General features: G+C 36.3%; 34 protein-coding genes and 1 tRNA gene. 11 read left to right on the top strand and 24 right to left on the bottom strand.

Going from position 1 to position 26,409, the window contains the following annotated elements; all coding sequences use genetic code 11:
• Window positions 1-19 precede the first annotated feature (19 nt).
• The 3 genes from CLV73_RS01730 to CLV73_RS01720 all read right to left on the bottom strand — a co-directional run bounded on the left by CLV73_RS01730 (window position 20) and on the right by CLV73_RS01720 (window position 1,889).
• On the bottom strand, window positions 20-511 hold the full coding sequence (locus CLV73_RS01730) for a cupin domain-containing protein (RefSeq protein ID WP_100375179.1): 492 nt from the start codon (window positions 509-511) through the stop codon (window positions 20-22).
• 95 nt (window positions 512-606) lie between these two features.
• Complete coding sequence (locus CLV73_RS01725) at window positions 607-1,185, bottom strand: Crp/Fnr family transcriptional regulator (RefSeq protein WP_100375178.1); 579 nt, start codon at window positions 1,183-1,185, stop codon at window positions 607-609.
• A gap of 158 nt (window positions 1,186-1,343) precedes the next feature.
• Window positions 1,344-1,889: a carboxymuconolactone decarboxylase family protein gene (locus tag CLV73_RS01720; RefSeq protein WP_100375177.1), complete on the bottom strand. Its 546-nt coding sequence runs from the start codon at window positions 1,887-1,889 to the stop codon at window positions 1,344-1,346.
• 334 nt (window positions 1,890-2,223) lie between these two features.
• Between CLV73_RS01720 and CLV73_RS01715 the strand changes: the two genes are divergently transcribed.
• Together CLV73_RS01715 and CLV73_RS01710 are read left to right on the top strand one after the other, a co-directional pair.
• A complete protein-coding gene (locus CLV73_RS01715) occupies window positions 2,224-2,799 on the top strand; it encodes an isochorismatase family protein (protein WP_100375176.1) in 576 nt (191 codons plus the stop codon).
• A gap of 72 nt (window positions 2,800-2,871) precedes the next feature.
• Window positions 2,872-3,600, top strand: coding sequence for a pirin family protein (locus tag CLV73_RS01710; RefSeq protein WP_100375175.1), 729 nt, complete (start codon window positions 2,872-2,874; stop codon window positions 3,598-3,600).
• Between the two features lie 64 nt (window positions 3,601-3,664).
• Here CLV73_RS01710 and CLV73_RS01705 read toward each other — a convergent pair whose 3' ends face one another.
• Complete coding sequence (locus tag CLV73_RS01705; protein ID WP_100375174.1) at window positions 3,665-4,177, bottom strand: YceI family protein; 513 nt, start codon at window positions 4,175-4,177, stop codon at window positions 3,665-3,667.
• 189 nt (window positions 4,178-4,366) lie between these two features.
• Here CLV73_RS01705 and CLV73_RS01700 point away from each other — a divergent pair, with 189 nt between their 5' ends.
• Window positions 4,367-4,957, top strand: a complete 591-nt coding sequence (locus CLV73_RS01700; RefSeq protein WP_100375173.1) for a Crp/Fnr family transcriptional regulator — start codon at window positions 4,367-4,369, stop codon at window positions 4,955-4,957.
• 47 nt (window positions 4,958-5,004) lie between these two features.
• On the opposite strand, the gene CLV73_RS01695 is transcribed toward CLV73_RS01700, so the two are convergent.
• The 3 genes from CLV73_RS01695 to CLV73_RS01685 all read right to left on the bottom strand — a co-directional run bounded on the left by CLV73_RS01695 (window position 5,005) and on the right by CLV73_RS01685 (window position 7,200).
• Complete coding sequence (locus tag CLV73_RS01695) at window positions 5,005-5,757, bottom strand: SDR family oxidoreductase (RefSeq protein ID WP_100375172.1); 753 nt, start codon at window positions 5,755-5,757, stop codon at window positions 5,005-5,007.
• Window positions 5,758-5,786: 29 nt separating this feature from the next.
• On the bottom strand, window positions 5,787-6,212 hold the full coding sequence (locus tag CLV73_RS01690) for a YybH family protein (RefSeq protein WP_100375171.1): 426 nt from the start codon (window positions 6,210-6,212) through the stop codon (window positions 5,787-5,789).
• A 112-nt stretch (window positions 6,213-6,324) separates the two neighbouring features.
• Window positions 6,325-7,200 (bottom strand): AraC family transcriptional regulator, encoded by an 876-nt coding sequence (locus CLV73_RS01685; RefSeq protein ID WP_100375170.1) that lies wholly within the window; start codon window positions 7,198-7,200, stop codon window positions 6,325-6,327.
• Between the two features lie 171 nt (window positions 7,201-7,371).
• Here CLV73_RS01685 and CLV73_RS19050 point away from each other — a divergent pair, with 171 nt between their 5' ends.
• From CLV73_RS19050 to CLV73_RS01665, 5 genes are all read left to right on the top strand, one after another.
• On the top strand, window positions 7,372-7,698 hold the full coding sequence (locus tag CLV73_RS19050) for a Crp/Fnr family transcriptional regulator (RefSeq protein ID WP_228424147.1): 327 nt from the start codon (window positions 7,372-7,374) through the stop codon (window positions 7,696-7,698).
• A 14-nt stretch (window positions 7,699-7,712) separates the two neighbouring features.
• Window positions 7,713-7,895, top strand: coding sequence for a cyclic nucleotide-binding domain-containing protein (locus CLV73_RS19045; protein ID WP_228424145.1), 183 nt, complete (start codon window positions 7,713-7,715; stop codon window positions 7,893-7,895).
• Between the two features lie 167 nt (window positions 7,896-8,062).
• Window positions 8,063-8,653: a Crp/Fnr family transcriptional regulator gene (locus CLV73_RS01675; protein ID WP_100375169.1), complete on the top strand. Its 591-nt coding sequence runs from the start codon at window positions 8,063-8,065 to the stop codon at window positions 8,651-8,653.
• 129 nt (window positions 8,654-8,782) lie between these two features.
• Entirely contained in the window at window positions 8,783-9,331 is a 549-nt protein-coding gene (locus CLV73_RS01670; RefSeq protein ID WP_100375168.1) for a carboxymuconolactone decarboxylase family protein, read from the top strand.
• Between the two features lie 22 nt (window positions 9,332-9,353).
• Entirely contained in the window at window positions 9,354-10,028 is a 675-nt protein-coding gene (locus CLV73_RS01665; protein WP_100375167.1) for a peroxiredoxin-like family protein, read from the top strand.
• A 374-nt stretch (window positions 10,029-10,402) separates the two neighbouring features.
• Here the strand turns inward: CLV73_RS01665 and CLV73_RS01660 are convergent, their stop codons facing one another.
• The 4 genes from CLV73_RS01660 to holA form a co-directional block, all read right to left on the bottom strand.
• Window positions 10,403-11,629 (bottom strand): site-specific integrase, encoded by a 1,227-nt coding sequence (locus CLV73_RS01660; RefSeq protein WP_100375166.1) that lies wholly within the window; start codon window positions 11,627-11,629, stop codon window positions 10,403-10,405.
• Window positions 11,630-11,881: 252 nt separating this feature from the next.
• Window positions 11,882-11,969: transfer RNA gene (locus tag CLV73_RS01655), tRNA-Ser, on the bottom strand.
• A gap of 219 nt (window positions 11,970-12,188) precedes the next feature.
• Window positions 12,189-13,130, bottom strand: a complete 942-nt coding sequence (trxB, locus tag CLV73_RS01650) for a thioredoxin-disulfide reductase (protein WP_100375165.1) — start codon at window positions 13,128-13,130, stop codon at window positions 12,189-12,191.
• A 204-nt stretch (window positions 13,131-13,334) separates the two neighbouring features.
• Complete coding sequence (gene holA, locus CLV73_RS01645; protein ID WP_100375164.1) at window positions 13,335-14,372, bottom strand: DNA polymerase III subunit delta; 1,038 nt, start codon at window positions 14,370-14,372, stop codon at window positions 13,335-13,337.
• Window positions 14,373-14,379: 7 nt separating this feature from the next.
• Between holA and CLV73_RS01640 the strand changes: the two genes are divergently transcribed.
• The 3 genes from CLV73_RS01640 to CLV73_RS01630 all read left to right on the top strand — a co-directional run bounded on the left by CLV73_RS01640 (window position 14,380) and on the right by CLV73_RS01630 (window position 16,304).
• A complete protein-coding gene (locus CLV73_RS01640; RefSeq protein WP_100375163.1) occupies window positions 14,380-14,811 on the top strand; it encodes a type I restriction enzyme HsdR N-terminal domain-containing protein in 432 nt (143 codons plus the stop codon).
• Between the two features lie 24 nt (window positions 14,812-14,835).
• Window positions 14,836-15,447 carry an HAD family hydrolase gene (locus CLV73_RS01635; RefSeq protein ID WP_100375162.1) on the top strand — a complete coding sequence of 204 codons (612 nt, stop codon included), beginning with the start codon at window positions 14,836-14,838 and terminating at the stop codon, window positions 15,445-15,447.
• A 113-nt stretch (window positions 15,448-15,560) separates the two neighbouring features.
• The gene (locus CLV73_RS01630; protein ID WP_100375161.1) at window positions 15,561-16,304 is read left to right on the top strand and encodes a dienelactone hydrolase family protein; all 744 of its coding nucleotides are present in this window, start codon (window positions 15,561-15,563) and stop codon (window positions 16,302-16,304) included.
• A gap of 170 nt (window positions 16,305-16,474) precedes the next feature.
• On the opposite strand, the gene CLV73_RS01625 is transcribed toward CLV73_RS01630, so the two are convergent.
• From CLV73_RS01625 to CLV73_RS01570, 13 genes are all read right to left on the bottom strand, one after another.
• Window positions 16,475-16,846, bottom strand: coding sequence for a cupin domain-containing protein (locus CLV73_RS01625; RefSeq protein WP_100375160.1), 372 nt, complete (start codon window positions 16,844-16,846; stop codon window positions 16,475-16,477).
• Window positions 16,843-17,370 (bottom strand): GNAT family N-acetyltransferase, encoded by a 528-nt coding sequence (locus CLV73_RS01620; RefSeq protein ID WP_100375159.1) that lies wholly within the window; start codon window positions 17,368-17,370, stop codon window positions 16,843-16,845. Before CLV73_RS01620 ends, CLV73_RS01625 begins: the two co-directional genes overlap by 4 nt.
• 31 nt (window positions 17,371-17,401) lie before the next feature.
• On the bottom strand, window positions 17,402-18,007 hold the full coding sequence (locus CLV73_RS01615) for a DUF2911 domain-containing protein (protein ID WP_100375158.1): 606 nt from the start codon (window positions 18,005-18,007) through the stop codon (window positions 17,402-17,404).
• A gap of 28 nt (window positions 18,008-18,035) precedes the next feature.
• Entirely contained in the window at window positions 18,036-18,548 is a 513-nt protein-coding gene (locus CLV73_RS01610; protein ID WP_100375157.1) for a methylated-DNA--[protein]-cysteine S-methyltransferase, read from the bottom strand.
• Window positions 18,549-18,584: 36 nt separating this feature from the next.
• On the bottom strand, window positions 18,585-18,770 hold the full coding sequence (locus CLV73_RS19190) for a DinB family protein (RefSeq protein WP_317044615.1): 186 nt from the start codon (window positions 18,768-18,770) through the stop codon (window positions 18,585-18,587).
• Between the two features lie 27 nt (window positions 18,771-18,797).
• Window positions 18,798-19,133 carry a hypothetical protein gene (locus CLV73_RS19185; protein ID WP_317044596.1) on the bottom strand — a complete coding sequence of 112 codons (336 nt, stop codon included), beginning with the start codon at window positions 19,131-19,133 and terminating at the stop codon, window positions 18,798-18,800.
• A gap of 54 nt (window positions 19,134-19,187) precedes the next feature.
• Complete coding sequence (locus CLV73_RS01600; protein ID WP_100375156.1) at window positions 19,188-19,712, bottom strand: Crp/Fnr family transcriptional regulator; 525 nt, start codon at window positions 19,710-19,712, stop codon at window positions 19,188-19,190.
• Between the two features lie 57 nt (window positions 19,713-19,769).
• Window positions 19,770-20,264: a hypothetical protein gene (locus CLV73_RS01595; RefSeq protein ID WP_100375155.1), complete on the bottom strand. Its 495-nt coding sequence runs from the start codon at window positions 20,262-20,264 to the stop codon at window positions 19,770-19,772.
• A 115-nt stretch (window positions 20,265-20,379) separates the two neighbouring features.
• Window positions 20,380-20,808, bottom strand: a complete 429-nt coding sequence (locus tag CLV73_RS01590) for an SRPBCC family protein (protein WP_100375154.1) — start codon at window positions 20,806-20,808, stop codon at window positions 20,380-20,382.
• A 4-nt stretch (window positions 20,809-20,812) separates the two neighbouring features.
• Window positions 20,813-21,184: a hypothetical protein gene (locus CLV73_RS01585; protein WP_157798693.1), complete on the bottom strand. Its 372-nt coding sequence runs from the start codon at window positions 21,182-21,184 to the stop codon at window positions 20,813-20,815.
• A 155-nt stretch (window positions 21,185-21,339) separates the two neighbouring features.
• Window positions 21,340-21,789, bottom strand: a complete 450-nt coding sequence (locus CLV73_RS01580; RefSeq protein WP_100375152.1) for a hypothetical protein — start codon at window positions 21,787-21,789, stop codon at window positions 21,340-21,342.
• A gap of 108 nt (window positions 21,790-21,897) precedes the next feature.
• Complete coding sequence (gene carB / locus CLV73_RS01575; RefSeq protein WP_100375151.1) at window positions 21,898-25,080, bottom strand: carbamoyl-phosphate synthase large subunit; 3,183 nt, start codon at window positions 25,078-25,080, stop codon at window positions 21,898-21,900.
• Between the two features lie 163 nt (window positions 25,081-25,243).
• On the bottom strand, window positions 25,244-26,317 hold the full coding sequence (locus CLV73_RS01570) for a carbamoyl phosphate synthase small subunit (protein ID WP_100375150.1): 1,074 nt from the start codon (window positions 26,315-26,317) through the stop codon (window positions 25,244-25,246).
• Between the last annotated feature and the right edge of the window lie 92 nt (window positions 26,318-26,409).

Raw genomic sequence — 26,409 nt, 5'->3', positions numbered from 1 at the left:
TGATTAATTATAGTTGATTTCAATCTAAATAATCAGGCGGAAAAGTTTTCTGTCCAAACTTTTCATCCAGATTTTGCAGGAACTTTTTCCGTTCTTCCGTCATTTCCAGAATTGGCAAAAACTCAACTTCGGAAACCGGCTGTCCGATGGCTTCAAAGATTTTTTCCAAACCTGCAGGCATTACGGTACAGAGAAGTTTAGCGAAAGAATCCGAAGCATTTTTAAAGCAATGAACAGCGCCTCCAAAAGGAATTTTCACAAACCCACCTTTGGATACAACCGTTTTTCCTTTTTCAGTTTTAAATTCAACTTCGCCTTCCAAAACATAGAAAGTTTCATGGGTATTCGGATGAAAATGTGGTGGCGGACCTCCATTCGGCGGAACAGTCATCTCGATGACAGCATAACGGTTTTCCGTTTCTTCACCAGAAATAACGATTCGGTAATTTCCTCCTGCAACTGCCAGCCTTTTGCCACTTTTCTCGTCTATAATTTTAATATCGGAGTCCATAGTTTTGATTTTTTAAATTATTAACGAAACAAATTTACATCAGTGCCAAACTAGAAATCGTTGACATTTGTCACAATCAATGTGACAGAACCTAATTAACGAAAACTCTGCTTTCTGATTCTGCTGAGCGTTTCACGGGAGATTCCCAAATAAGAAGCAATCTGGTGCAAAGGAAATCTCTGAATCATATCCGGATGAAGTTTCACAAAACTTTCATAGCGCTCCAAAGCACTGAGACTTATCGCGTCATCCACTCGTTTTTGTGAAGCAATATGATTGTTTTCACTCATTTTCCAAAACATATCTCTCACTGACGGAATCTCAAGAAAAGCATCAAGATTAGGTCTTGGTAAAATCAATAATTCCGTATTTTCCCAAGCTTCGATGTAATATTTGGAAGGCATCTGATTCATAAAACTCTGGCGATCAACAATCCACCAGTCTTCTACCGCCAATTGCAGAATGTACTCTATCCCATGACTGTCTACGCTGAACTGTCTCGTTGCCCCTTTGAGGATAAAACCTGTGTATGGACAAACATTTCCTTCTTCAAGAAAATACTGTTTTTTCCTTAATTTTTTCGGCAGCAACAGCGACTGGATCTTTTCTTTTTCTTCTGAGGAAAGAATTGAATTGCTGTAGCGTTCTATATAATTAAAAAGTGGTTCGTACATTTTAGTTTTTTGAGGCGATAAAGAAAATCGTTATTCATCAAATTTAAAAATTTTCGCTCAATTGTCATTTATTATATTCAATCTTAAAATGATAAAAATCGTCCTATTGATTCCCAGGACGATTTTCAATCATCACTAAATCGCTAATCTAAATTTGATTAGTTTTTAAAAATAGGTGCCAATTTCGGAAAATCGATGTCTGTTTCTGATAAAATATTGGCATAATTGGTAAAGATACTTAACGAAACCTGTGCTAAAATTTCAAGAATCTGTGTATCATTAAAACCAGCAGCTCTTAAATTTTCCAAAGATTCGTTGGAAACTGCTCCTTTTTTATTCAGGATTTCTTTTGCGAGAGTTAATGCTGCATTTATTTTAGTGTCAGAAGAAAATCCATTTCTTGCACCATCAATTTCCTGTTCGCTGATTCCCATTTTACCGCCTACAAAACTGTGAGCGGCATTACAATAGTCACAACCATTTTCATTGGCGACGGTGAGGGCAATCAATTCTCCTAATTTACCGCCAAGTGACGAATAGCTCAATCCTGCATTGAATCCCAGATAAGCATTCAGTACTGCGGGAGAATTCCCCAATGTTCTCATCATATTAGGAACCATTCCCATTTTAGATTTTACCGTATCAAAAAGTTCTTTTGTTTTTCCGGTAGCTTCTTCCGGATTTAATGCTTTAATGCGTGCCATAATAATATGTTTTAAAATTGTTTGTCATTATTGACGGTACAAAGTTGCGGCTTCAGAGCTGGCAACAGTTAGGCATCATTTCCCGAAGAGTTGGCAATTTTCCTTACAAACTTTTTCTTTTATTTTCTTCTCGAAAATTCATTTGCAAAAACACATTTACCTTATTAATATTTAAAATCAAACACTTAATTAAGTTCATTGACATTTGTCACAAGTTTTTTGTATCAAATATCACCGTTTTCACGAATCAACTCATCCTAATTTTGTCCTGTACAATAAGCAATTACACGGCTGAAGTACAGAATAAAATAATATTAACTTAAATACATTTATTATGCACACAAAAGCATTCAATCCGGAAAACGCAGCGATACTACTTATCGACCACCAAGTAGGAACAATGGCGTGGACACATTCTCACGACATTAATTTGGTAAAACAAAATGCCATTAAGCTGGCAAAAATTGCAAAAGCCCTAAATCTTCCTGTAATTTTAACATCAAGTATGGAAGACCAAGTTCAGGGGCCTTTGATTCCCGAATTACAAGAAATTTTACCCGAAGCCTTTGAAGCTCGAATCAAACGTCCTGGAATTGTAAATGCGATGCATCACGAAGGTTTCAATGAAGCAGTAAAAGCGTTAGGCAGAAAAAAACTTTTCGTAGCAGGTGTTACTACTGAAATTTGTGTCACTTTTCCGGTTTTACAGATGCTGGATGAAGGATATGAAGTGCAGGTTTCCGCAGATGCATCAGCTTCTTACACCCAATACGGCGATAATCTAGCTTTAGAAAGAATGAGACAGGCAGGGGCAATTATCACGACAGTTGACCAGATTATTTCTGAACTGGCGATTGACTGGACCAGTCCAAACGGAGGAAAACTGGTTGGAATTTTAAACTATCATTAAAAATTAGTTCATGAAAGAAACATTCTTTCGGAAGTAAAGCGGTGTTTCTTTTGTAATATTAAAACCTACATTATGAAAATCATTAGAGCTTTAGAAAAGCATACACACGGAAATCAGACATTTCACGTCGAAATATTGTATCCCGGAACCAATCTCGGAAAAAATGATACGGGATTTTTAACCATTGGAAGAATTGACCACGCCTTATTTAAACCTCCCGGTTTAGTTCCGATGCATCCGCATCAGGATGACGAAATATTTTCATACATCCGTTCCGGAAAGATGATTCATATGGACAGCACCGGCAAAAAGGAACATCTGAATAATTCTTATATGATGTTGATGAATGCCGGAAGCGGAATTTCACACGAAGAAAGTGCCGAAGAAGATGTGGAAATGCTCCAAATATTTATGCGACCTTCTGAAAATGATTTGCCACCGCAGGTTCAGTTTAATCAATTTGAAAATGTTTTCAGTGAAAATATCTGGAGATTGGTCGCCGGAAACAGAGCTGATTCACCATTGAAATTAAGGGTAGAAACTAATATTTTCGACATCAGACTACAAAAAGATAAAGTTGTGGAAATCCCAGAATGGAATGAAGAATTCATCAATTTTATTTACTGTTTCAACGGAGGAATTAAAATCGGAAACGAGATCATTGCAAAAGGCAACAGCGTGATTCTTGAAGAAAATCTTCCTCTAAAAGCGACTACAGAAAGTGACCTGGTTTTATTTCAGATAAAAAAAGATGCCAAATACAGTGAGACGGGAATGTTCAGCGGAAATAAATTCCATTGATCACACCTACAAAATGGAAAAGCCTTTGAAGTTCCAAAGGCTTTTCTATTATATGCAAGTCTGCTTATTGCTGTTTTACAAACTGTAATTCACCTGCCAATTTTACCTCATCACTTACCATTACTCCTCCACCTTCAAGTGCAGCGTGCCAAGTAAGTCCGAAATCTTTCCTATTGATTTTTCCTTCGAAAGAAAATCCCGCCCTTATATTTCCGTAAGGATCTGTCTTGATTCCGTTGAAATCTACATCAAGGGTAATTGGTTTTGTAATTCCGTTGATGGTAAGATTTCCGGTTACATCGTCACTAAGCGCTGAAGCTTCGAAAGTGATTGTAGGATGTACTTCAACGTTAAAAAAGTCTGCAGACTTCAGGTGATTGTCTCTGTCGGAATTATACGTAGAGATAGAATCTGTCTGAATGGTTGCCACTGTTTTTACGTTTGCAAAAGTATCGTCCTCCGCTTCCAGCTGTACATCAAAATTGGTGAAATTTCCTTTGACATTTGATATCATCATATGTCTAACTTTGAAAGTCAATTCACTGTGTGTCGGGTCCAGGTTCCATTTTGTTGCCATTGTAATTATATTTTAAATTGTTATTTATACTACAAATTTATAGGGAGTACCAAACGGAAATTGTTGATATTTGATAATAAATATTTTGTGTTGAATAAATTCAATTTTTAATTTGGACTTTATAATAGTCTATAACGACTAGATTATTTTCATTAAATTCGTAAATCTAGAATAAGGTTAGCATTTCATATGAATATCAATCAAGACAGTTTTTTAATCCTTTTTAGTTACATAGAAGAACACAGCACATCACCATTGAGCTCCGAAGACAAAGAATTTATAAGAGAGTTGTTTGTTTACAAAAAAATTGGCAGAAAACAGTTTTTTCTGAAACAGGGAGAAATCTGCAAATATTGCGGTTTTATTATTAACGGAGCAATGAAACAATATTCTGTGGATGATTTGGGTAAAGAAAATGTCATCAATCTTTATCTGGAAAATTGGTGGGTTGCGGATCGGGAAAGTCTTTTGGGCTCCAAGCCGACTATTTATAACATTGAAGCTTGTGAAGACACCGAAATACTGATGATTTCGCAGGAAGGCATTAAAGAAATGACAAAAGTTCCGGCTTTCAACGAATTGACAAAACGACTGGACATGAACCACGGAATTGCAATGCAAAACCGCGTTAACAATGCAATTAGCCTTCCTGCAGTTGAGCGTTACAATAATCTTTTTAAAACTCATCCTGCGTTTCTTCAGAGATTCCCGCAGCACCTGATAGCATCGTATCTGGGAATTACAAAAGAAACATTGAGTCGTATCCGAAAACAAAAATAATTTTCAAAATCTTAATTAAACCATTTCCTGATTTCCAAAGGTGAAATTTAGCTTTTAAATGTTTCAAGTGCCCAATCCTCAAAAAGTACCTGACCAACGGAGTACTGACCAGCGGGGACTAAAAGTGAAGTAGGAACAACAAAATGCATATACTTATTTTCATTGTCTATAATCACTTTTTTATCCTGACCGGTAATTTGAATATACTCAGAGACAAAAGCCTCCATTTTGCCACGTCTTGGTCCTGCAATTTCAATGGTATTATTTTTAGGTTCTTCCAAAGAAAATTGTACTATGAACTCGGCAACATCATCAAGTGCAATTGGCTGATAGTCTAAGTTCGAAACAAAAACTTTATCCCCTTCTCCCTGAACTTGGATGATGGCTTCCACATGTTCGTGAAATTGTGTTGACCTAATTATAGTGTAAGGTATACCTGAGTTTTTAATAGTATCCTCTTGAAGTTTTTTTGCTCTAAGATAACCGATTTCCAATGCATCATCTGTTCCTACAATTGATAGAACGATATGATGCTTAACACTAGCATTCAATTCTGCTTTGACAAGATTCTTTCCCGCAGTCTCAAAAAATCGAAGTGCATTTTCTCCTTCGGGAGAAGATGAATTTGATAGATCGATTACTATTTCAGTTCCGGTCAATGCTTCCTGAAGCCCTTCACTAGTAAGGATATTTACACCTTGTGATGGCGAACCAATTACTACTTTATGACCAAGTTTTTCCAATTTGTTAGTTACAAGCCTCCCTGTTAGACCTGTACCTCCTACTACTAAAATTTTCATATCTGATTTTTTTAATATTGTAAAGTTTTTTAAAATAAGCTGCGCACTTGAACACCAAAGGGATTTTCAAACCAGTATCTCCAATATCCATCGGTTCCTCTTTTAGCATAATCATTAGATGTTCCTCGCATACATATTTTTTCACCATTATTCGCAATACCTGCTATACTCCAGCCCAAGATTAGTGATGCTAGATTACCATCTACATAAACATTCCTTGTTGTAATTTTGATTGGCAAACCGAATTTAAAGAAGCAGTCCAATTCTCGCGCAATCTCCAATCTTCCTCTCCTAGGCTCACCGTTATCATTAATAAAGATTGCATCTTCCTCATAGAAACGAAGCATAGTCTCCGTATGGAAAGAATTCATATGAGCAAGAAAAGAGTCGACTATTCCCTCGGGAGTTTTTGACAATGAGTATACTGAGCTTTCAACAAAATTCTGTCCAATCATAAGACTTAAATTTTCTTTAGAAGTAATTTTTTTGTCTTACAAAATTGAGCAATTGGCATATGCAACGCCACTCACAAATTAAGGTAAAAGGTGGACAAAATAAGGAACAATCTTAATGATCTAAGGTTTGGTCTGAGTTTTCAGCGTATTTCTTCCGATATTCACTTGGCGAGCAACCTGCTTTTTTACTAAACAGCCTGATGAAATATTTGGTATCTTGATATCCTAGCTGATAGGAAATTTCCTTGATGCTTATTTCCGTATAGTAGAGCAATCTTTGCGCTTCATTCATCACTTCCTTTTGTATATGTTCGGAAGCGGATAAACCAGTTACTTTTTTTACTGTATCGCTTAGATGTCCAACAGTTATATTAAGCATTTCTGCAAATTCAGATGGACGCTTTATACTCCGGAAATGTGATTTTACAAGATTCCTGAATTCCTTCGTGAGACTGATAGAACGTAGACTGATACTTTCGGAATTAATGAATGATTGGCGTTTGTAGCATAAAACTGCCTGTTCAATAAAAGCTGAAAGCAATGGTTCTTCAACTTGCCTGTAAGCGCTATCATTCAGATCTTGTAATTTCATCATTGAATCAAAGATTGTTCTAAACCAATCACGCTCATTATTAGAGAGAGCGATAATCAAGGTTTCCTCTAACAAATTATCCAATCTGGTTTGTGCCGTTCTACCGATATGACGGCTTTCAAAAGACAGATAACAACCGGTTGCGCTAAGAGTCTCTAGAATCTGATGAACTTGTCCAGGAGGAGAGATAAAAAGTGTCCCCACCGGCATTGTTAAATGCTTAAAATCAAATACAACTTCAAGCTGATCAGCTTCAATTAGCATGCAAGTATAATGATCGTGCCTGTGAGGTGAAAGTGCTTTTATAATACCTGGTGTAGATCCGTTCCAAATACCAACAGCAATCCCACTGCTGTAATCCATTCTATTTAATGTAATTGAATCGTTTTTAGGCATAACAATTTCTTTGCACAACTAATTTAGTTTTTCTTTATTTAATAGTGTGTATTATTCAAGACTAAATTAAAGAAGCTAACTAAATGTGCAATTTTTCATCCGTCACAAAATTAAAAAACATCCATTTTTAACAGTTATCTAAGTTACATAGAAGAACACAGCACATCACCATTGAGTTCCGAAGACAAAGAATTTATAAGAGAGTTGTTTGTTTACAAAAAAATTGGCAGAAAACAGTTCTTTCTGAAACAGGGAGAAATCTGCAAATACTGTGGTTTTATCATCAAAGGCTCAATGAAACAATATTCTGAAGATGACTTAGGCAAAGAAAATGTTATCAATCTTTATCTGGAAAACTGGTGGGTTGCGGATCGGGAAAGTCTTTTGGGCTCCAAGCCGACTATTTATAACATTGAAGCTTGTGAAGACACCAAAATACTGATGATTTCGCAAGAAGGCATTAAAGAAATGACAAAAGTTACTGCTTTCACGAATTGACAAAACGACTGGACATGAACTACAGAATAGCAATGCAAAACCGCGTAAATAATGCGATAAGTCTTCCTGCTGTTGAGCGGTACAATAATCTTTTTAAAACTCATCCGGCGTTTCTGCAGAGATTCCCGCAGCACCTGATAGCATCGTATCTGGGAATTACAAAAGAAACATTGAGCCGTATTCGAAAACAAAAATAGATGGGGATAATTTTTATAACTAAATAATTCAAGGAGATGCCCGGAATATAGATTACAAAGTATCTATCAACAATATTATTTTTTCCAAATAGAACGACATAACACGCTACATTTTTTCAAATAAAACTTTATATCTTATATTAGCAATGTAAATTTTAGAAATAGATATGGATTCATTTCAGCCGCTTATCGATCACATCAGTAAAAAAGTATCCCTTACCGAGGATGAAATGAAGGAGTTTATTTCCTATTTCAAAGTAGCCAAAATCAAGAAAAGACAATTCATCATCCAGCCGGATTTTGTTCCTAAATATAGAAATTATGTGGTACAAGGTGCATTCAGAGCATATGTTGTCGCTGATGAAGGCGAGGAACATACTGTCCAGTTTGCCATTGAGGATTGGTGGATTTCAGATTACAACGGATATATCTTCCAGCAGCCGGCATCAATGTTTGTCATGGCTTTGGAAGACAGCATTATACTGCAGATCGATTACCAAAGTGAACAAAACTTAAAAGCTGTTAACCACAAATTCGAAACTTTTTTTAGAAAAATGGCAGAAAGCTCAGTGGCAGCGATGCAGAGAAGATTGATCAGCAACCTTACAAAAACTGCTGAAGAACGTTATGAGGAATTCGAAAAAAAATATCCTTCCATCACTCAGCGTGTTCCTCAGTACGCCTTGGCCTCTTTCCTGGGCATGACCACCCAATATCTTTCTAAACTCCGAAACATAAGGGTCTCCAAAAAAAGTTAATCCAGTTTCACTTTTTATGTTCAACTGGTTTCTGTTGATTTCCTAATCTAGTTGATTGTACTCGCAGCGGTGATTGCCGCACCTTTGTAATGTCAATAATGACAAATAATTTATATATAAAGAAAGAATATGAGTACAACAGACAACAGAACATTTACAGTTCCTACACGCAACGAAGTTTCTTCCAACAATCAAAACATTTTCGAGAATCTTCAGAAAGGTCTTGGCTTTGTGCCGAATCTATACGCCTATTTTGGGAAGAATGAAACTGCATTAAGCGATTATCTTGGATTCCAGAATCGTAAAAGCACATTAAGACCTAAAGAAAGAGAAGTGATCAATCTGGTAACGAGCCAGATCAACGGATGCCGTTACTGCCAATCTGCCCATACGGTTTTAGGTAAAATGAATGGTTTTTCAGAAGAAAATATTTTAGAGATCCGCAGTGGTAAAGCTTCCTTTGATACAAAATTAGATGCTTTGGCAAAATTCACGGCTTCTGTCGTTGAAAATCGTGGTAAGGCCGCTCAGGAAAGCGTTGACGCGTTTTTTGAAGCCGGATATACTGAAGCTAATCTGATCGACGTCATTATGGTCGTTGGCGACAAGATCATTAGCAATTACATTCACAATCTTACGAACCTTGAAATTGATTTTCCTTTAGCTGATCAATTATAACTAACCTTTAATCATCAAAACAATGAAAAATACAGAAAACTTTCAGTTAGAAACACGTCTTAAAAAGCACAGAGATTTTTGGGGTTCCAAATTAACAGCTGCACAAAATGAAACAATGGAAAGACATATTGAGTTTCTCCGTGATTCAGGAGCGTTGGATAAAGTGTTGAAAAAAGGCGATCACGCTCCTGAATTTAATCTTAAAAATCAAAACGGAGAGATCATCTCATCCTACGAATTATTAAAAAAGGGACCGTTGGTCGTTAGCTTCTACAGAGGAAGCTGGTGTCCATATTGTGTCGAAGAAGTAAAAGCTTTAGACCTGTTTTATCCTGAAATTCAGGCCAACGGAGCAGATTTGGTCGTATTGTCGCCACAAAGTTTTAGCCGAACAGAAAAGCAAGCTGAAGAATTGCATTTGAAATATAATCTTCTTGTTGATGATGACAACAAAACCGGAAAAGCATTCGGATTGGTGTACGAATTTCCTCAATATTTAAAAGATCTGTATATGGAAAGATTTAATAATAATATCCAGAAGATCAATGAGGGTTCTGCCTGGGAACTTCCAATTCCCGCCCGGTTCGTAATCGGGCAGGACGGAAAGATTCTGGACGTATTGGCAGATCCTGATTACCGTTTCCGGCCGGAACCTTATGCCACATTAACATTTATCAAAAACTTAGCGAAGCCGTAACATTTAATTTGGTTCAATCGAGTTAAATCTATAAAAGTGTTTGAAGATAAGCTCATCGTGGTCACATGACAGAATTACGAATTTCTAAAATTCTTTCCAAATCTTCCACTAAATGTTTCGATATTTCTTCGGTCCTGAGTACAAGACCGAAAAAGATAAGTAAACACTTACTATTCCACTAGTATTTTCTACAAGTGTTGAAAACTAAATGACATTAAAACAAAAATCTAATAGATTTGTTTGATAAATTGGAGGGATGTTATTCATTTTTAATTTGACTTAATTGAACCAAATCATCTATAAAAGTGTTTGAAAATACACTGGTTAAAATCACTTAACAGGACTAAACAAATTATGTTTTTATCTAATTTAGCTTAAAATCTACTTACGTGCTGCAGTTTATTTCGTAAAATCGTCATATCATCACTTACTTTCTTATCTAATATCTTCGCATATTGTTGTGTAGTTTTAATATTTGTGTGTCCTAACATTTTGCTAACACTTTCAATTGGAACACCATTGGATAATGTAATAGTAGTAGCAAACGTATGCCTAGCTATATGGAAGGTCAAATCTTTATTGATTCCACAGACACTCACAATTTCTTTGAGGTAAGAATTCATTTTCTGATTGCTTAGAACAGGAAAAAGAACATCCGAATTGACACATTGTGGATGGTTCTCATATTTTAAAACCAGTTCCTGAGCCACAGGCAACAATGGAATTCTGGTTGAGGTATCGGCCTTTTGACGGTGGGTAAAAATCCATTGGTCACCATCAATCCCGACGTTGATGTTAGACTTAGACAATTGCTTGACATCCACATAAGCCAAGCCGGTGTAGCAGCTAAAAAGAAAAATGTCGCGAACCTGATTCAATCGATCTGATGCAAAATTCTTTTCATAGATCATCTGAATTTCGTCTTTGGTAAGATAGGGACGTTCAACAGCTTTGATCTTTGCTTTGTAACCCAGAAAAGGATCTTTGGTGATCCAGCCGTGCGCCATACACAAACGGATGATCTTTTTGAAATTTTTGAGGTATTTCACAGCGGTATTATTTCCACATTTTCTTACACTGCGGAGCCAGAAGTCATAATCACTGATAAAACCGTGATCGATTTGCGTGATGTCGATATCAGAAACTTTGTATTTCCAATTAATGAATTCCTGGGTATGCTTTAAAGATGTTTTATAGCGCTCCAATGTTCCTGGGGCAAAATCCTGACCGACTAAAGCTTCCACTTTGTCATTATGCTCCTGAAATATCGGAATAAGCATTCTTTGCTCAATGTCAGTTCCAAGCAGTTTAGATTTTAAACTCTCTGCAGTTACAAAGTTTTCTTCTTTCAGCATCAGGTAGTGGAAATCGTAAACTTTCTGTTCCAAAGTTTTAAGATAGAGATTCAGTGTTTTGGCTTCTTGCGAATTACCCAATGCCTTGTGTGCTTTAACATCCCATTTCTTCGGGTCGATATATCTTTTGGCGGCAATGTCTGCTGCCTTACCGTCTATCGTAATTCGTAAGTAGATGGGAGCGGTTCCGTTTGTTCTGATTTTATTCTTTTTGATAAAGAATAGCAGGTTGAATGTTTTGTTCATTGTGTGATAACTTTAATTGATTAATAATTTACTTTTTGTTACCACTTTTTGCAAGATGTACAATCGTTAGACTACCTATTGGTCGGGCTTTCCTTGATTTTTCGTGACCCATTTTTATAATTTTTTGAATGGGACACGAAATAGGACATATAAATCATGACCTATTTTGGTTTTTTTTGATACCTGCGCTAAAACAAAAAACGCTGTAAACATCAATGTTTACAGCGTTTTAGCTTATTTTGGTTTCTAACCTGGCGGAGAGTGAGGGATTCGAACCCCCGGACCTGTTACAGTCAACAGTTTTCAAGACTGCCGCAATCGACCACTCTGCCAACTCTCCATAAACTCCGATTATATCGTCGTTTTCAGTGGTGCAAATATAGAATGTTTTTTAATTCCCTCAAAATATTTTCCATATAAATTTTAACAAAACTTAATAATAAACTATAAATCAAACTAATTATTTTCATAAACCATGGATAGAGAAGAAACCAAGACTCTAAAAATAAAAACGCATCCCGAAAGATGCGTTTTTTATGTTGTAAAAACTAATTTGCTATTAATGTAATTCTGCCAGATACTTTTCAGCGTCCATTGCAGCCATACAACCACTTCCTGCAGCGGTAATCGCTTGTCTGTAGATATGATCCTGAACATCTCCCGCTGCAAAAACTCCCGGAAGGTTTGTTCTTGAAGAACCTTTTTCAGTATCAATATATCCGTTTTCATCTAAATTGATTTGCCCTACGAAGATGTCTGTATTGGGTTTGTGACCAATTGCAATAAAAATTCCGTGAACATCGATTGTAGATTTTTCCTGAGTCTGGTTATTAATCACTACTGCTCTTTCTACCAGATTATTTTCCCCTTCAATACCAATTAACTCGTGGTGAAATTTCACCTCAATATTAGGTGTGTTCTGAACTCTGTGAATCATTGCTTTTGAAGCTCTGAACTCATCCTTTCTCACCAACATCGTTACTTTTTTACACAATTTGGCAAGATAAGTTGCTTCTTCAGCCGCCGTATCTCCTGCTCCTACCACTACAACATCTTTACCTCTGTAGAAAAATCCGTCACATGTTGCACAAGCAGAAACTCCTCCTCCATTGTATTTTTTTTCGTCATCCAGCCCTAAATATTTTGCAGTAGCTCCTGTAGAAATAATCACTGTTCTTGCAAAAATCTCTTTATTTCCTGCATATAATTTGTGAATACCTCCTACTTCTTTAGAAAATTCAACTTTGGTGATCATCTCGTAATGAACTTTTGTGTCGAATCTTTCTGCCTGTTTTTGCAAATCCATCATCATTTCAGGACCTGTAATTCCCGCTGGGTAACCCGGGAAGTTATCTACTTCCGTGGTTGTAGTCAATTGTCCACCTGGTTCCAGACCTGTATACAATTCAGGTTTAAGGTCTGCTCTTGCTGCATAAATTGCCGCTGTGAAACCAGAAGGTCCAGATCCAACGATCACACAATCTAAAATGTTTTGCTCCATAATTTGCTTTTCAAAAGATTATAAAATTAACGTGCGCTAATTTCGTGATTTTTACTGTTAATTTAAAGTTATTTTAATGATAGTTGTCAATATCTAATATGTTGAATTTCGATAGCGGTTGCTAGTTGTTGGTTGTTGGTTGTTAGTTGATGGTAAATAAAATTCAATAAACCAACAACTGTAAACTATCAACCATCAACCAAATTACACTTTCATCTTAATCTTATCAACATTAATAATTTTGTAAACCAGCTCTTTAATAAGTTCCGCCTCGCTCATATTGACCGCTCCCAATCCTTTTCCTTTCATATCGAATTCTCTTAGAATAGAAATCACTCTTGTAGCATGCTTTAAAGGATACAATCTTGCCGATTCTGCATAGTCTTTGATGAAATACGGGTTTACTCCCATTTGAGAAGCAATTGTCTGTGGCGACTGGCCCGCCATTGTATTGTAAATAATGACATTAGAGAAATAATTATATAAACTCGCCAGCATCATCACAAAAGGATTGTTCTTAGGATTTTTCCCCATAAAATGGGCGATCTTGAATGCTGCATTGGCATTTTTTGTTCCCAAAGCTTTTTGCAGCTCAAAAACATTATATTCCTTGCTGATTCCGATGTGGTCTTCAATGATCTTTCCGTCCAGTACTTCCCCTTCTTTAAGAATGATTTTAAGTTTATTCAGTTCATTGGCAATTCTGGAAAGGTCATTACCAAGATATTCTGCCAAAAGATGAGAAATATTGGGAGCCGTTTTGACCCCTAAAGCAATGCATTCATCAGCAATCCATTTCGGAAGGTTATTTTCTCTGATGGACTCACTTAAAAATAGCGCATTGGCTTTATCCAACGCTTTCGTTACTTTTTTTCTGCTGTCTAATTTTTTATGTTTATGGGCAAAAACCAGCACGGTAGATGGAACAGGACTCGTTACATAAGCTTCCAAAATTCTGTTTTCCTCCTCATTTAATTTTAAATCCTGCGCTTCTTTTACAATGATTACTTGCTTATCTCCCATCATCGGAAACTGTCTTGCCAGCGAAAGAACTTCCTGATAAGAGGTATCTTTTCCGTATACCACTGTTTGGTTGAATGCTTTTTCATCTTCATTCAAAAAGTCGTGTTCTAAGGCTTTTACCGCAAGATCTATAAAGTAAGGTTCTTCTCCGTGGAAAAAATAAATAGGTAAAACTTCTTTATTTTTAATATTTTTGAGGATTAAATCTAATTCTTTCATCTTATAAATGGAACTTCCAAAACTGAATTTTCAGGAAACTTTTGATTTTAAATTCAAGAAAGACAAAGATAAGTTTTTTATTTATGATTTAGTTCGAAAGACCTATCTTTTGCTCACTCCCGAAGAATGGGTCCGTCAGCACTGGATTCATTATTATCTTACAGTAAAATCTTATTCAACCTCAGCTTTAATTACTGAAAAAAAAATTGTTCTGAACGGATTAACTAAAAGAGTCGATCTGTTAATCACTGAAAAAACAGAGCCTATAATTCTGGTGGAATGTAAAGCTCCCCATATTAAATTAACCGAAAAAACATTTGAACAGACGGCAAGATACAACTCCATTATCGGAGCCAGAGAAATCATTTTAACCAATGGTTTACAGCACATCAATGCCTATTATGAAAATGAACAATATCAATTTTACAGACCTGAATAACTTTTCTAATATTCAGAATTTACTATGGAAATAAAAAACATCATATTTGACTTCGGAGGTGTCTTGATGGACTGGAATCCCCGGTATTTTTTCAAAGATTATTTTAATGATGATGAAAAGATGGAATATTTCTTGGAAAATGTTACCCAGTCTGCATGGAATCAAGAACAGGACAGAGGGAGATCACTTTCGGAAGGAACAGAAGTCCAGGTAAAAAAGTTTCCGGATTGGGAAAAGGAAATCAGAGCATATTATGACAACTGGACCACCATGCTGAAAAGCGATATTCCCCAGAATGTGGAAGTGTTGAGAAAGCTTGCAAAAACTCATTATCATTTATTTGGATTAACCAACTGGTCTGAAGAAACGTTTCCTTATGCCTTGGAAAATTATGATTTTTTTCAATTATTTGACGGAAAGATCGTGGTTTCGGGAACTGAGAAATTAATTAAACCCGATCCTGAAATCTGGTATGTTTTGTTAGAAAGATATAACCTTAAGCCTCAGGAATCTGTCTTTATTGATGACAGTCTAAAAAATATTGAAACAGCGCGGTCATTAGGTTTTGAAACAGTTCATATTACTACTGAAACCAATTTAGAAAAAGAATTGATCGATTTAGGCATTCAGTTTTAATCTGAATATCATCTTCATTATGAGTTATTTTTATTAATTTAGATGAGGATTTTATTATAATTCAAAGATCTTCTTGTCATTACACTCCACTCTCATTACTAAAATTACAAAATATGGTACGATCAATCTTATCCTCAGCATTGCTCATTGTTTCAGGGACAATTTTCAGTCAAAATCTTAAACCGGTTGCTTATCAGGACGGTTCGCAAAAACTTAACGGGCTGGTAACTTCCAACGCAGGTAAAAAACTTCCAGGAGTCTTGGTTCTTCCGGCTTGGAAAGGCATTGACGATGAAGCAAAAACAGCTGCCGCAGAACTTGAAAAACAAGGATATATTGCTTTTATTGCAGACATTTACGGGGAAGGAAATATTCCTGCTGACAACGCTGCTGCAGGTAAAGCTGCGGGATATTACAAGCAAAACTATGAAGCCTATCAGAAAAGAATAACATTGGCTTTGGAACAATTGAAAAAAAATGGGGCAATTCCAAATAAAATTGCAGTGATAGGATATTGTTTCGGGGGAACCGGAGCACTTGAATCCGCAAGAGCAAGCCTGCCTGTTGTAGGCGTTGTTTCCATTCATGGAAGTATCGGGAAAGATCAGGCCAGGAAAAATGGTCCGATCAGCACTAAAATTCTGGTGGAAAATCCGGCAGATGATAAAAGTGTAACGCCTGAAGATTACAACAATCTGATCAGGGAAATGAATGAAGGAAATGCTGATTGGCAGATCATCACCTATGCCCACTCAAAACATACTTTTACAGACCCGAAATCACCGGATTATAATGAAATCATGGCAAAAAGAGCCTGGAACCATACATTAATGTTCCTGAAAGAGATTTTAAAATAACAAAATAATTAGTCTCTTTGTCATTCTGACGAAAGGAAGAACCTCTATTTTTTAATTTTAACCATTAAGTTCATTTAGAAATTAAGATGATTAAGATAGATTCTTCAATTCGCTTCGCTGCTTTCAGAATGACAAAGGACTACTTTGGACAAAATTTATGTTGCCATAATTTAGTCAACACCTTCTTCTTCCCTGTTCACCAATTCCATAGAGAATGCAGGAAGACAAATGGAAATATATTCGCAGGACTCAGGAAATGGGTTGCTGTACCGAACCCTCGCTCCCTTTTCAACTAAAATACTTTGTCCTTTTTCAAGAACTACAATTTCTCCGTCGATTTCAAACTGTTTTTTTCCTGAAACAATGATGGTAAATTCATCAAACTCAGGAGTTTGATGTGGCTCGCTCCAATCCGGGGGCGCTACCATATGAGCAATTGAAATATTAGGGTTCTGCGTTGAGTGTCCCCAATGTTCTTCTATTAGCTTTCCATCCTTTGTAGGAACTACAAACGGAGATTGCTGAATTTTATATTTTTTCATATCCAGTTTCCTTTTTTGATTTCATAAACAAAATTAGTTCTAGCCGGCTCTCCGAAATAGGCAACTTCCTGTTCCGAAATTTTTTGTCCCCCAAGTCGTTCTAATGCAATTTGTGAACGGAAATTTTCTTTTCCGATATGGAAGTAAACAATATCCACAAACTGAAAGATATAGTCTAGCATCATTTTTTTTATCTGGGGATTAATTCCTTTTCCCCAGGATTTAGTTCCGTAAAATGTGTATCCAACGAAAATACTGTTGTTATTTTCATCAAAATCATAAAACCTTGTACTTCCTAAAATGTCTCCGGTTGATTTTTCAATAATTTTAAAAGCTCCTTTACTTTCTATTGCCCCTTTAAAAAAGTTTTCGAAAACCTCCCGCTGGTAACGGTCTTTATTCGGATGCTGTAGCCAGACTTCAGGATCTGAAGCCACGTCGTATAGAGATTCAAAATCCCCTTGCTGTAAGGGGATTAATTGGTATTCCTGATTTTCTAAAATGGTTTGTATAGAAAATTTCATCTGTAAATATTGAATTTAAATCAGAGCTATTTTAGCTTTTAGCTTTTGCGGCATCCGACTCAATTTTTTTAATTTCTTTCAATTTGTCCGAAATTTTAATCACGGCATCCAATTTTGAAGGTTTTAAGCTTACTTCAGCCACGGAAGTATCCCACTTAATCACTAAATTACCGGTATTTTCATCGATAGGATTTAGAGTAATTTCAAACCACTCCTGTTTATCCGCAAGTTTATTCACCGGAACGGTAACATCTACCACATCCTGTTTTGGATCATACGTATAAGCTCCCCACTGCTGAAAATCTTTATTTAAGATAACCTTCCATTCTTTTTCTGTTGGAACAATAAATAATCCATATGTTCCTGCAGGAACCACTTTTCCTCCGAAGCTTACCGACTGTCCGAAAGTAATTTTTGTTGATGAGTTCGCTCCTGCTCTCCAAACCTGACCATAAGGAACCAGATCTCCAAAAATCTTACGCCCCTTCACTCCCGGTCTTCCGTAATCGATGGTGATTTTAGACATTGAAAACTGCTGCTCTACCTTCTGACGCGGACTTACTGCCGGTACCGAATAATCCTGAGCAAAACTGAAAACTGATGTTGATATGCAAAGTGCAAATAGTAACTTTTTCACGTGTAAATTTTTGTTTAAAATTACAAAATCAAAACAAAATAGCCTTCTCCAGTTCCAATAATTTTTGTTTTCTCCAGATTCCTCCTGCATAACCGACCAATTCGCCATTGGAGCCAATTACACGATGACAGGGAATCAGAATGGCAATTTTATTCATCCCGTTTGCCGTTCCAACTGCCCGAATTGCCTTTAAATTTCCCAGAAATTCCGACTGCTGTTTATAGGTTCTTGTTATTCCCATTGGAATCTCTGCCAGTAACTGCCAGACTTTCTTCTGAAAATCGGTTCCTGTAATGAATAAAGGGGTTTCGAACCGTTCTCTTTTTCCTTCAAAGTATTCTGCCAGTTCTCCTTCCAGTTGCTGAAAATGTTTATGTTCTTTTTCAACAAATTCAGCGTTTAAAGTTTTAGACAGGGATTTGAATTGCTTTTCCATATTTTTCCTGTCTGTGAATTCCAGCAGACATATTCCTTCTTCAACAGCGCAGGCAAACATTGTTCCGAGCGGAGTTTCTATGGTTTTTCGATATATGATTTCCATTGAATTAAAGTTAAACAAAATCCGGAAATCTAGGAATTATAAATTAGTTAAAACTCTTTTCGCCTGCTGAACATGTCTTTGGTTATGATAAATTACAAATCTGAATGTATCTCCTAACTTAAGCCTAATCAGTGATGAAATACTGATACCGGTTTTTGTTTTGTTTAAATCTACATTTTGAGCGTTTTTTAGTAAATCTAACATCTGTTCCTGCTGTTTGATGAATTCAACAATAACATTTTTGCTTAGCTAGCTATGAATAGGATTCATGCTTTTAAAAGTCTTCATTTTATTTACTTTTTCATTGGGAAGCATACTTTTAGCAAAATAGTTTCCTAAAATTCCCGGCATAAAAAATGGATTGGAAGAGGTCCTAGAGGATACAATTTTCCGCCTGATCTCGGGAATATAGAAATTCCCATACCGATTAAGATGTTCAAAACATTCTAAAGCACTCCAGCTTTCTTGCGACGTTCGATAATTAAGTTCATGATCTGATTTCTGTAATAGGTTTTCTGCAGACTGAAGATTTTCCTGGGTGATATTTTTTAAATCAACAATTAATTGATAGGAAGAGATTTTCATTATTATTTTTTGTACAAATTTCCCTTTTAATGCTCAGTTAAATATTGACTGAACTCAAGATTTTTTGAGTCTTGATAAAGTTTCGGGAGACATTCTCAGGTAGTTGGCAATATATTTTTGTGGAATTTCCTGAAAAAGCTGCGGACTCCTTTTCAGCACTCTTTCAAATCGTTCCTGAGGAGAATTAATGAGCAGGTCTTTTTCTCTTTCAAGTTGTTGCATTACCAAATCTTCTAATACTAAAATCCAAAGTTTAAGATGCTCATCGCTGGAATGTATAAATTGATAAAAATCTTTCTTTGAAGCTATTCTAACTTCTGTTTTTTTTATGGTTTGAATATACAGATCAGAAGACTTTCCCGATAAAAACGAATCTAACGAAACAATAATATTTCCAGAATATCCAAAACGGATGATTCTTTCTTCATTTTCGTCCATCATAAAGATTCTGACACTTCCCTTTTCAATAAAATAAATATTGGTGTCTGTTTCATCTTTTACTTTGAGAAACTGATACCGCTGAATGATCTTTTTATCCTGAAAAAGATCTGCTTCAAGTAGTGTTTTAATAAAATCCACAGAAAAATATTTAATTAAAATCAGGTTTATCTAAAAACCATATTCATTTACATCGGTTCACATTCCCGCTGTTATCATCGACATATAATAATTGGCGCAATGCAAAGCAATCATTAGCAATATTTCTTTCTCTGAAAAGGTATCGAAAATGTCTGAAGTAGTAATATGGTATTCATAATTCATTGTATTCCATTTCAAATCGGGCTTCATTACCAAAAGCTCAGTTCCGGTTTGATCTGCAAGTACAAATGATTCTTTGAAAATGCCTCTATGTTTAAAAATATATCCACTTTTTACTTCATTAAAATAGGTTTGAATCACAATTTCTCCATTCCAGTTCATTCTGAATTTTAAAAGTATTTTTTCACCTTCTTTGAGTTCAATGGTTGTTCCCCAAAAGCCTTTGGGTTCGATTTGATATTTAGAACCTAAAGTTTCGATGTCAGCATTGAACTTGAACCAGCTTTTATACACTAGCGTACCGATAAGTATCTCATTTTCAACCAATTCGAAAGTTAACATTTTTTTTGACCTTACTTTATACTCTTTCATAAGCTTTTATTTTGTTGTTAATAAATGCCGTATTACAAAAAAATACACTTAGAGGTGCTACTAAGAATAATAAAATTTCTTTCATGGATATAGTTTTGATTGGTTTTTTATTCAGTTAATTCAGCTCTTTTTCCAGCTTTTCCAAATATTGCGTCCAGGCACTTGAACAGCCTTCATAGCATTCAAATTCGGGAGTCAGTCCATTATGGGTAAATACAACCTGTGTATGATTATCTTTCGTAGAAATATCAAAACCAATTTTCGTTCCCGTCCATTCATCCGCCTTACTTGCAAAAGTCAGATTGCTGTCCGTAACTTCCCAAACAATCTTTTTGTCCGGAATAACTTCTATCAGTTTTTGCTTGGTATGATGCACCCCGTTTCCGGCATCGAAAATAAATATATCGTTTAGCTGTTCCGATTTTCCGGTAATGATTTCATTGTGTAAACCATACCACCATTTTTGTGGATCAATCAAAATATTGAAAACTTTATCAATAGGCTTTGATGTAGTGAATGTGTAGGAGAAATTTTGTGTTGGCATATTTTTATTTTAATTCAGTCCATGATATATCAGCTTTATTTTGAATTATAGAAATCAAACACCAAAGCTGTGGGTTATTGTAACAGTCTGTTTCTTGGGAATAATAAATTTTATTCAGATAATCTTTTATTTTTTCCTTTATCGTTTTTTTGATGTCTACTTCATAAATTTCAGGTAATAATTCATCTCTAAATCCCTTTTGTAATAAACTAAATTCCCAGATTGATCCTTTTTTTAAGCCTTGAATTGAAAAACCCCGAAAACTGCTTTGAAAAAATGATTCATCATTAAATGTTTTTGAATTTGCCAAGCTGCCATAAGTAACATTTGTAAACTTGAGATCAGCATAGCTTTCTATTTCTTTAATCTCTTTCAAATTCAATAAGAACCGGAACCCTTTTGGTAATTTTTTGATATTATATTTCCCCACTATATTTGAATCTAAATTATAATTTCAAAACTAATTTAATAAATTCACTCTAAAAAATTAATTTTCACAAAGCGAACTTTTTGTAGATCATCTATGAAGATTTACTTTTTAAGTACTTCAATATTTGTATACCGAAAGACTTTTCCAGCTTCATTTTCACCTACTTTTGATAAAGTATTTTGTTTAGGAAATCCATTTTCACTCACAATCTGACCGGTTACTTTAATTTGTATTGGTAAATTTCTCCCATTAAATAAATGATCTGCATTTATTAATTGTTCATTGGCAGGTTCTAGCCAGTAATATTCTTTTTTATTTGATTTCGATTCGCTCCACTGTGCGCAACTACAGGAAATCGCATTATAATCCAGAATCAAAGTTTTCACTTTTGCATCAACTTTAAAAGCTGGTTTATCAGAAAGTTTATTTATCGAATCAGAAAGTTTTGATCTTAAAATCTTATCATCAATTAGTTTTTGCTTTTTTGTTTGATTGCAGGAAATTAGCAGGGTACTAAGTGAAAAAATTATTAATCTTATAGCATTACTCATTTGTTTAAACTAGCCATTTGTTTTTTCTAATTTATAAATTTTAGCCATACTATAAAATAAAAAACGCACCTTAAAAAGATGCGTTTTAAAAATATTTTAATCCGAAAATTACATTGTTTCCATTTTGAAACTCATGCTTTCGATTACTTTTAGAATGGCTTCAACTGTATCCATTGATGTTAAACAAGGAACACCGTTTTCCACACTCATTCTTCTGATCTGGAAACCGTCTCTTTCGGCTTGTTTTCCTTTTGTAGTCGTGTTGACAACATATTGAACCTTCCCTTTTTGGATCAGATCAATCAGGTTTACATCTTCCTCTCCTATTTTGTAGCCTATTTTGCAAGGAATTCCTTTTTCTTCGAAGAATTTTGCCGTTCCTTCTGTTGCCCAGATTCTGAAACCAACTTCATGGAATCTCGCCGCCAGATCAGCAGCTTCCTGCTTGTGCTTATCTGCTACCGTGAACAGGATCGAACCGTGCATCGGAACTTTTCTTCCTGCCGCAACCAGTCCTTTGTAAAGAGCCTTTTCAAGTGTTGTATCTTTACCCATAACCTCTCCTGTAGACTTCATTTCAGGGCCTAAAGAGATGTCAACTTTCGTTAGTTTTGAGAAAGAGAACACAGGAACTTTTACATATACTCCTTCTTTATTCGGAACCAATCCGCTTTCGTAACCTAGATCTTTCAACTTCTGACCTAAGATTGCCTTTGTAGCCAGGTTCGCCATTGGAACATCCGTGATTTTAGACAAGAAAGGAACCGTTCTTGATGATCTTGGATTAACCTCGATTACATACACATTTCCGTCGAAAAGAACGTATTGGATATTCATTAAACCGATCACGTTTAATCCTTTTGCCAATCTCTTTGTATAATCAACTAAAGTTTCAATTTCTTTTTGTGAAATATTCTGTGGAGGATATACCGCAATCGAGTCTCCGGAGTGTACTCCCGCTCTTTCGATGTGCTCCATAATCCCTGGAATTACTACTGTTTCACCGTCGCAGATGGCATCAATTTCAACCTCTTTTCCAACCATGTATTTGTCAACCAAAACCGGGTGTTCCGGGCTTGCTTCCACCGCATTTTCCATGTAATGCGCCAGTTCTGTTTCCGTGTATACAATTTCCATTGCTCTACCTCCCAAAACGTAGCTCGGACGAACTAATACCGGATACCCTATTTCGTTGGCAATTTTTATCGCCTCTTCTTTTGAAGTCGAAGTTTTTCCTAAAGGCTGTGGAATCTGCATTTCCTGAAGCGCTTTTTCGAACTTATCTCTGTTCTCAGCTCTGTCTAGATCTTCCAAAGTTGTTCCTAAAATCTGAACTCCGTGAGAAGCCAATTTATCCGCTAAGTTAATCGCTGTTTGACCACCGAACTGTACTACAACACCTTTTGGTTTTTCCAGCTCGATGATGTTCATGACATCTTCTTCCGTTAAAGGTTCGAAGTATAATTTATCTGAAATGGAGAAGTCTGTAGAAACCGTTTCAGGGTTATTGTTGATGATAATCGCTTCGTAACCCATTTCTTTGATTGCCCAAACCGAGTGAACCGTTGCGTAATCAAACTCAACACCCTGTCCGATTCTGATTGGTCCAGAACCTAGAACGATGATTTTTTCTTTATCTGAAACAACACTTTCGTTTTCTTCTTCGTAAGTTCCGTAGAAATATGGCGTTTCAGATTCGAATTCTGCGGCGCAGGTATCTACCATTTTGTAAACTGGCATCACCCCATTTTCTTTTCTGAAGTTGAAAACTTCACGCTCCGTTACGTCCCAAAGAACTGCGATATTTACATCTGCAAAACCTAATCTTTTCGCTTCAATTAAAGTTTCTTTGTTGAATTTATTCTCCGCAATTGTCTTTTCGAAATCAACTAATTTCTTTAATTTCCAGATGAAGAATTTATCGATTTTGCTCCATTCTACGATTTGTTCCCAGTCGTATCCTCTTCTTAAAGCATCACCAATGATGAACAATCTTTCGTCGTCACAAATTCTGATTCTTCTTTCGATTTCTTCAGCCGTTAAAGCTGCAGCCTGTTTGGTTTTTAAACCTAAATGTTTAATCCCTGTTTCTAATGAACGGATGGCTTTCTGTAAAGACTCCTCGAAATTTCTTCCGATCGCCATTACTTCACCCGTCGCTTTCATTTGGGTTGATAATCTTCTGTCCGCCGTTTCGAATTTATCGAATGGGAATCTTGGGAATTTAGTTACCACATAATCCAAAGCCGGCTCGAAACAAGCGTAAGTCTTTCCTGTAACCGGATTCATGATTTCATCAAGCGTTAAACCTACTGCGATTTTTGCTGCAATCTTTGCAATCGGATACCCTGTTGCCTTACTTGCTAAAGCTGATGAACGGGATACTCTAGGGTTTACCTCGATGATATAGTAGTTGAATGAATGCGGGTCTAATGCCAACTGTACATTACATCCTCCTTCAATTCCTAGAGCTCTGATGATCTTTAATGAAGCGTTTCTCAACAACTGATACTCTCTGTCTGAAAGCGTTTGAGAAGGCGCCACAACGATTGAATCCCCTGTATGGACTCCAACCGGATCTATATTTTCCATGTTACAAACCACAATTGCGTTGTCGTTTGCATCACGCATTACTTCATATTCAATTTCTTTGAAACCTGCGATTGATTTTTCGATCAAACACTGGGTTACCGGGCTGTGTTTTAATCCTAATTCAGCGATTTCTTTCAATTCAACCTCGTTGGAAGCGATACCCCCTCCTGTTCCACCCATGGTGAAAGCCGGACGAACAATAACAGGATATCCGATATTGTCAGCAAAATTTAATGCTCCTTCTACCGTGTTTACGATATCAGATTCCGGAACCGGCTCATTCAGTTCTCTCATCAACTCACGGAACAAATCTCTGTCTTCCGCTCTGTTGATCGCTGAAAGCTTCGTTCCCAAAACTTCAACTTTACATTCTTCAAGAATTCCTGATTTTTCCAATTCTACCGCCATATTCAAACCAGTCTGACCTCCAAGAGTCGGTAAAAGTGCATCCGGACGCTCTTTTCTGATGATATGACTTACAAACTGAAGTGAAATCGGCTCGATATATACTTTATCCGCGATTTCAACATCCGTCATAATCGTCGCAGGGTTTGAGTTAATCAAAATTACCTTGTAGCCTTCTTCCTTCAAAGACAGACAAGCCTGCGTTCCCGCGTAATCAAATTCGGCCGCCTGACCAATAATAATTGGGCCTGAACCGATTACTAAAATTGTTTTTATATCTGTACGTTTTGCCATTTTTCTTTTTTTAGATACCAGATGTCAGATTTCAGATCTAGACTTCCAGCGTTGTGTTTATTGACTTAATTTTTCCACACATTGTCATTCCCAGGAATCTAAACTTATTTGTAGAGATTCTTCATTCCGCTTTTCGCTCATTCAGAATGACAAACTGAGTGTTTTACTTTTTGAAGTTTTCCATTAATTCAATGAACTCATCAAATAAGTAGTTTGCATCTTCTGGACCTGGACTTGCTTCCGGGTGATACTGAACGGAAAAACAAGGGTGAATTTTGTGTTTCAGACCTTCGTTGGTTCTGTCGTTCAATGCGATGTGTGTTTCAATTAAATCTGTTCCTTTCAAACTTTCCTGGTCAACAGCATAACCGTGGTTTTGGGAAGTAATTGCCACTTTGTTTTTTTCTAAATCCAACACCGGGTGATTTCCTCCTCTGTGTCCGAATTTTAATTTGAAAGTCTTTGCTCCACAAGCCAAACCGATCAATTGGTGTCCTAGACAGATTCCGAAAATTGGAACTTTACCCAGGATTCCTCTGATCATTTCAAGAGCGTGCTGGTTATCTTCCGGATCTCCTGGGCCGTTCGACAACATTACTCCATCAGGATTCATCAGTAAAATTTCTTCAGCTGTTACATCCTGAGAAACTACTGTGATATCGCAGTTTCTTTGAGACAATTCTCTGATAATTCCTAATTTAGAACCAAAATCTACCAACACTACTTTCAACCCTCTTCCCGGATTTGCGTAAGGTGTCTTTGTTGAAACCTGCTCCACCTGGTTTGTTGGGAAATTGGTTGATTTTAATTCTGAAACTACTGTGCTTTCATCAGCATCAGCGTTTACGATTTTTCCTTTCACAACTCCGTGGTTACGAAGAATTCTTGTCAGTCTTCTGGTATCGATTCCTGAAATTCCTGAAAGGTTTTTCTTTTTAAACAGTTCATCTAAAGTAATCTGAGTACGGAAATTCGAAGGAAAATCGCAAAGTTCTTTTACGATAAGCCCTTTGATCGCTGGTTCAATACTCTCATAATCATCTCTATTAATCCCATAGTTTCCGATTAATGGATAGGTCATACAAACAATCTGACCGCAATAAGACGGGTCAGAAATCAGTTCCTGATACCCTGTCATTCCGGTATTGAAAACTACTTCTCCTGCAGTTTCCAATTCTGCTCCGAAACCTTCTCCATGAAACACTTCACCGGACTCCAGTATTAATTTTTTCTTCATTTTAAACTTTTATCTCTTTATTTTATTTTGTATTTATTTAAACCACCCCGTCAAAAATTCTTGGAATTTTTGCCACCCCTCCAGAGGAGGGG

This window comes from Chryseobacterium geocarposphaerae (assembly GCF_002797535.1).
GTDB lineage: Bacteria > Bacteroidota > Bacteroidia > Flavobacteriales > Weeksellaceae > Chryseobacterium > Chryseobacterium geocarposphaerae.
Note: the sequence above shows the minus strand (reverse complement) of the source record. Positions and strands in the feature narration are given on the sequence as shown.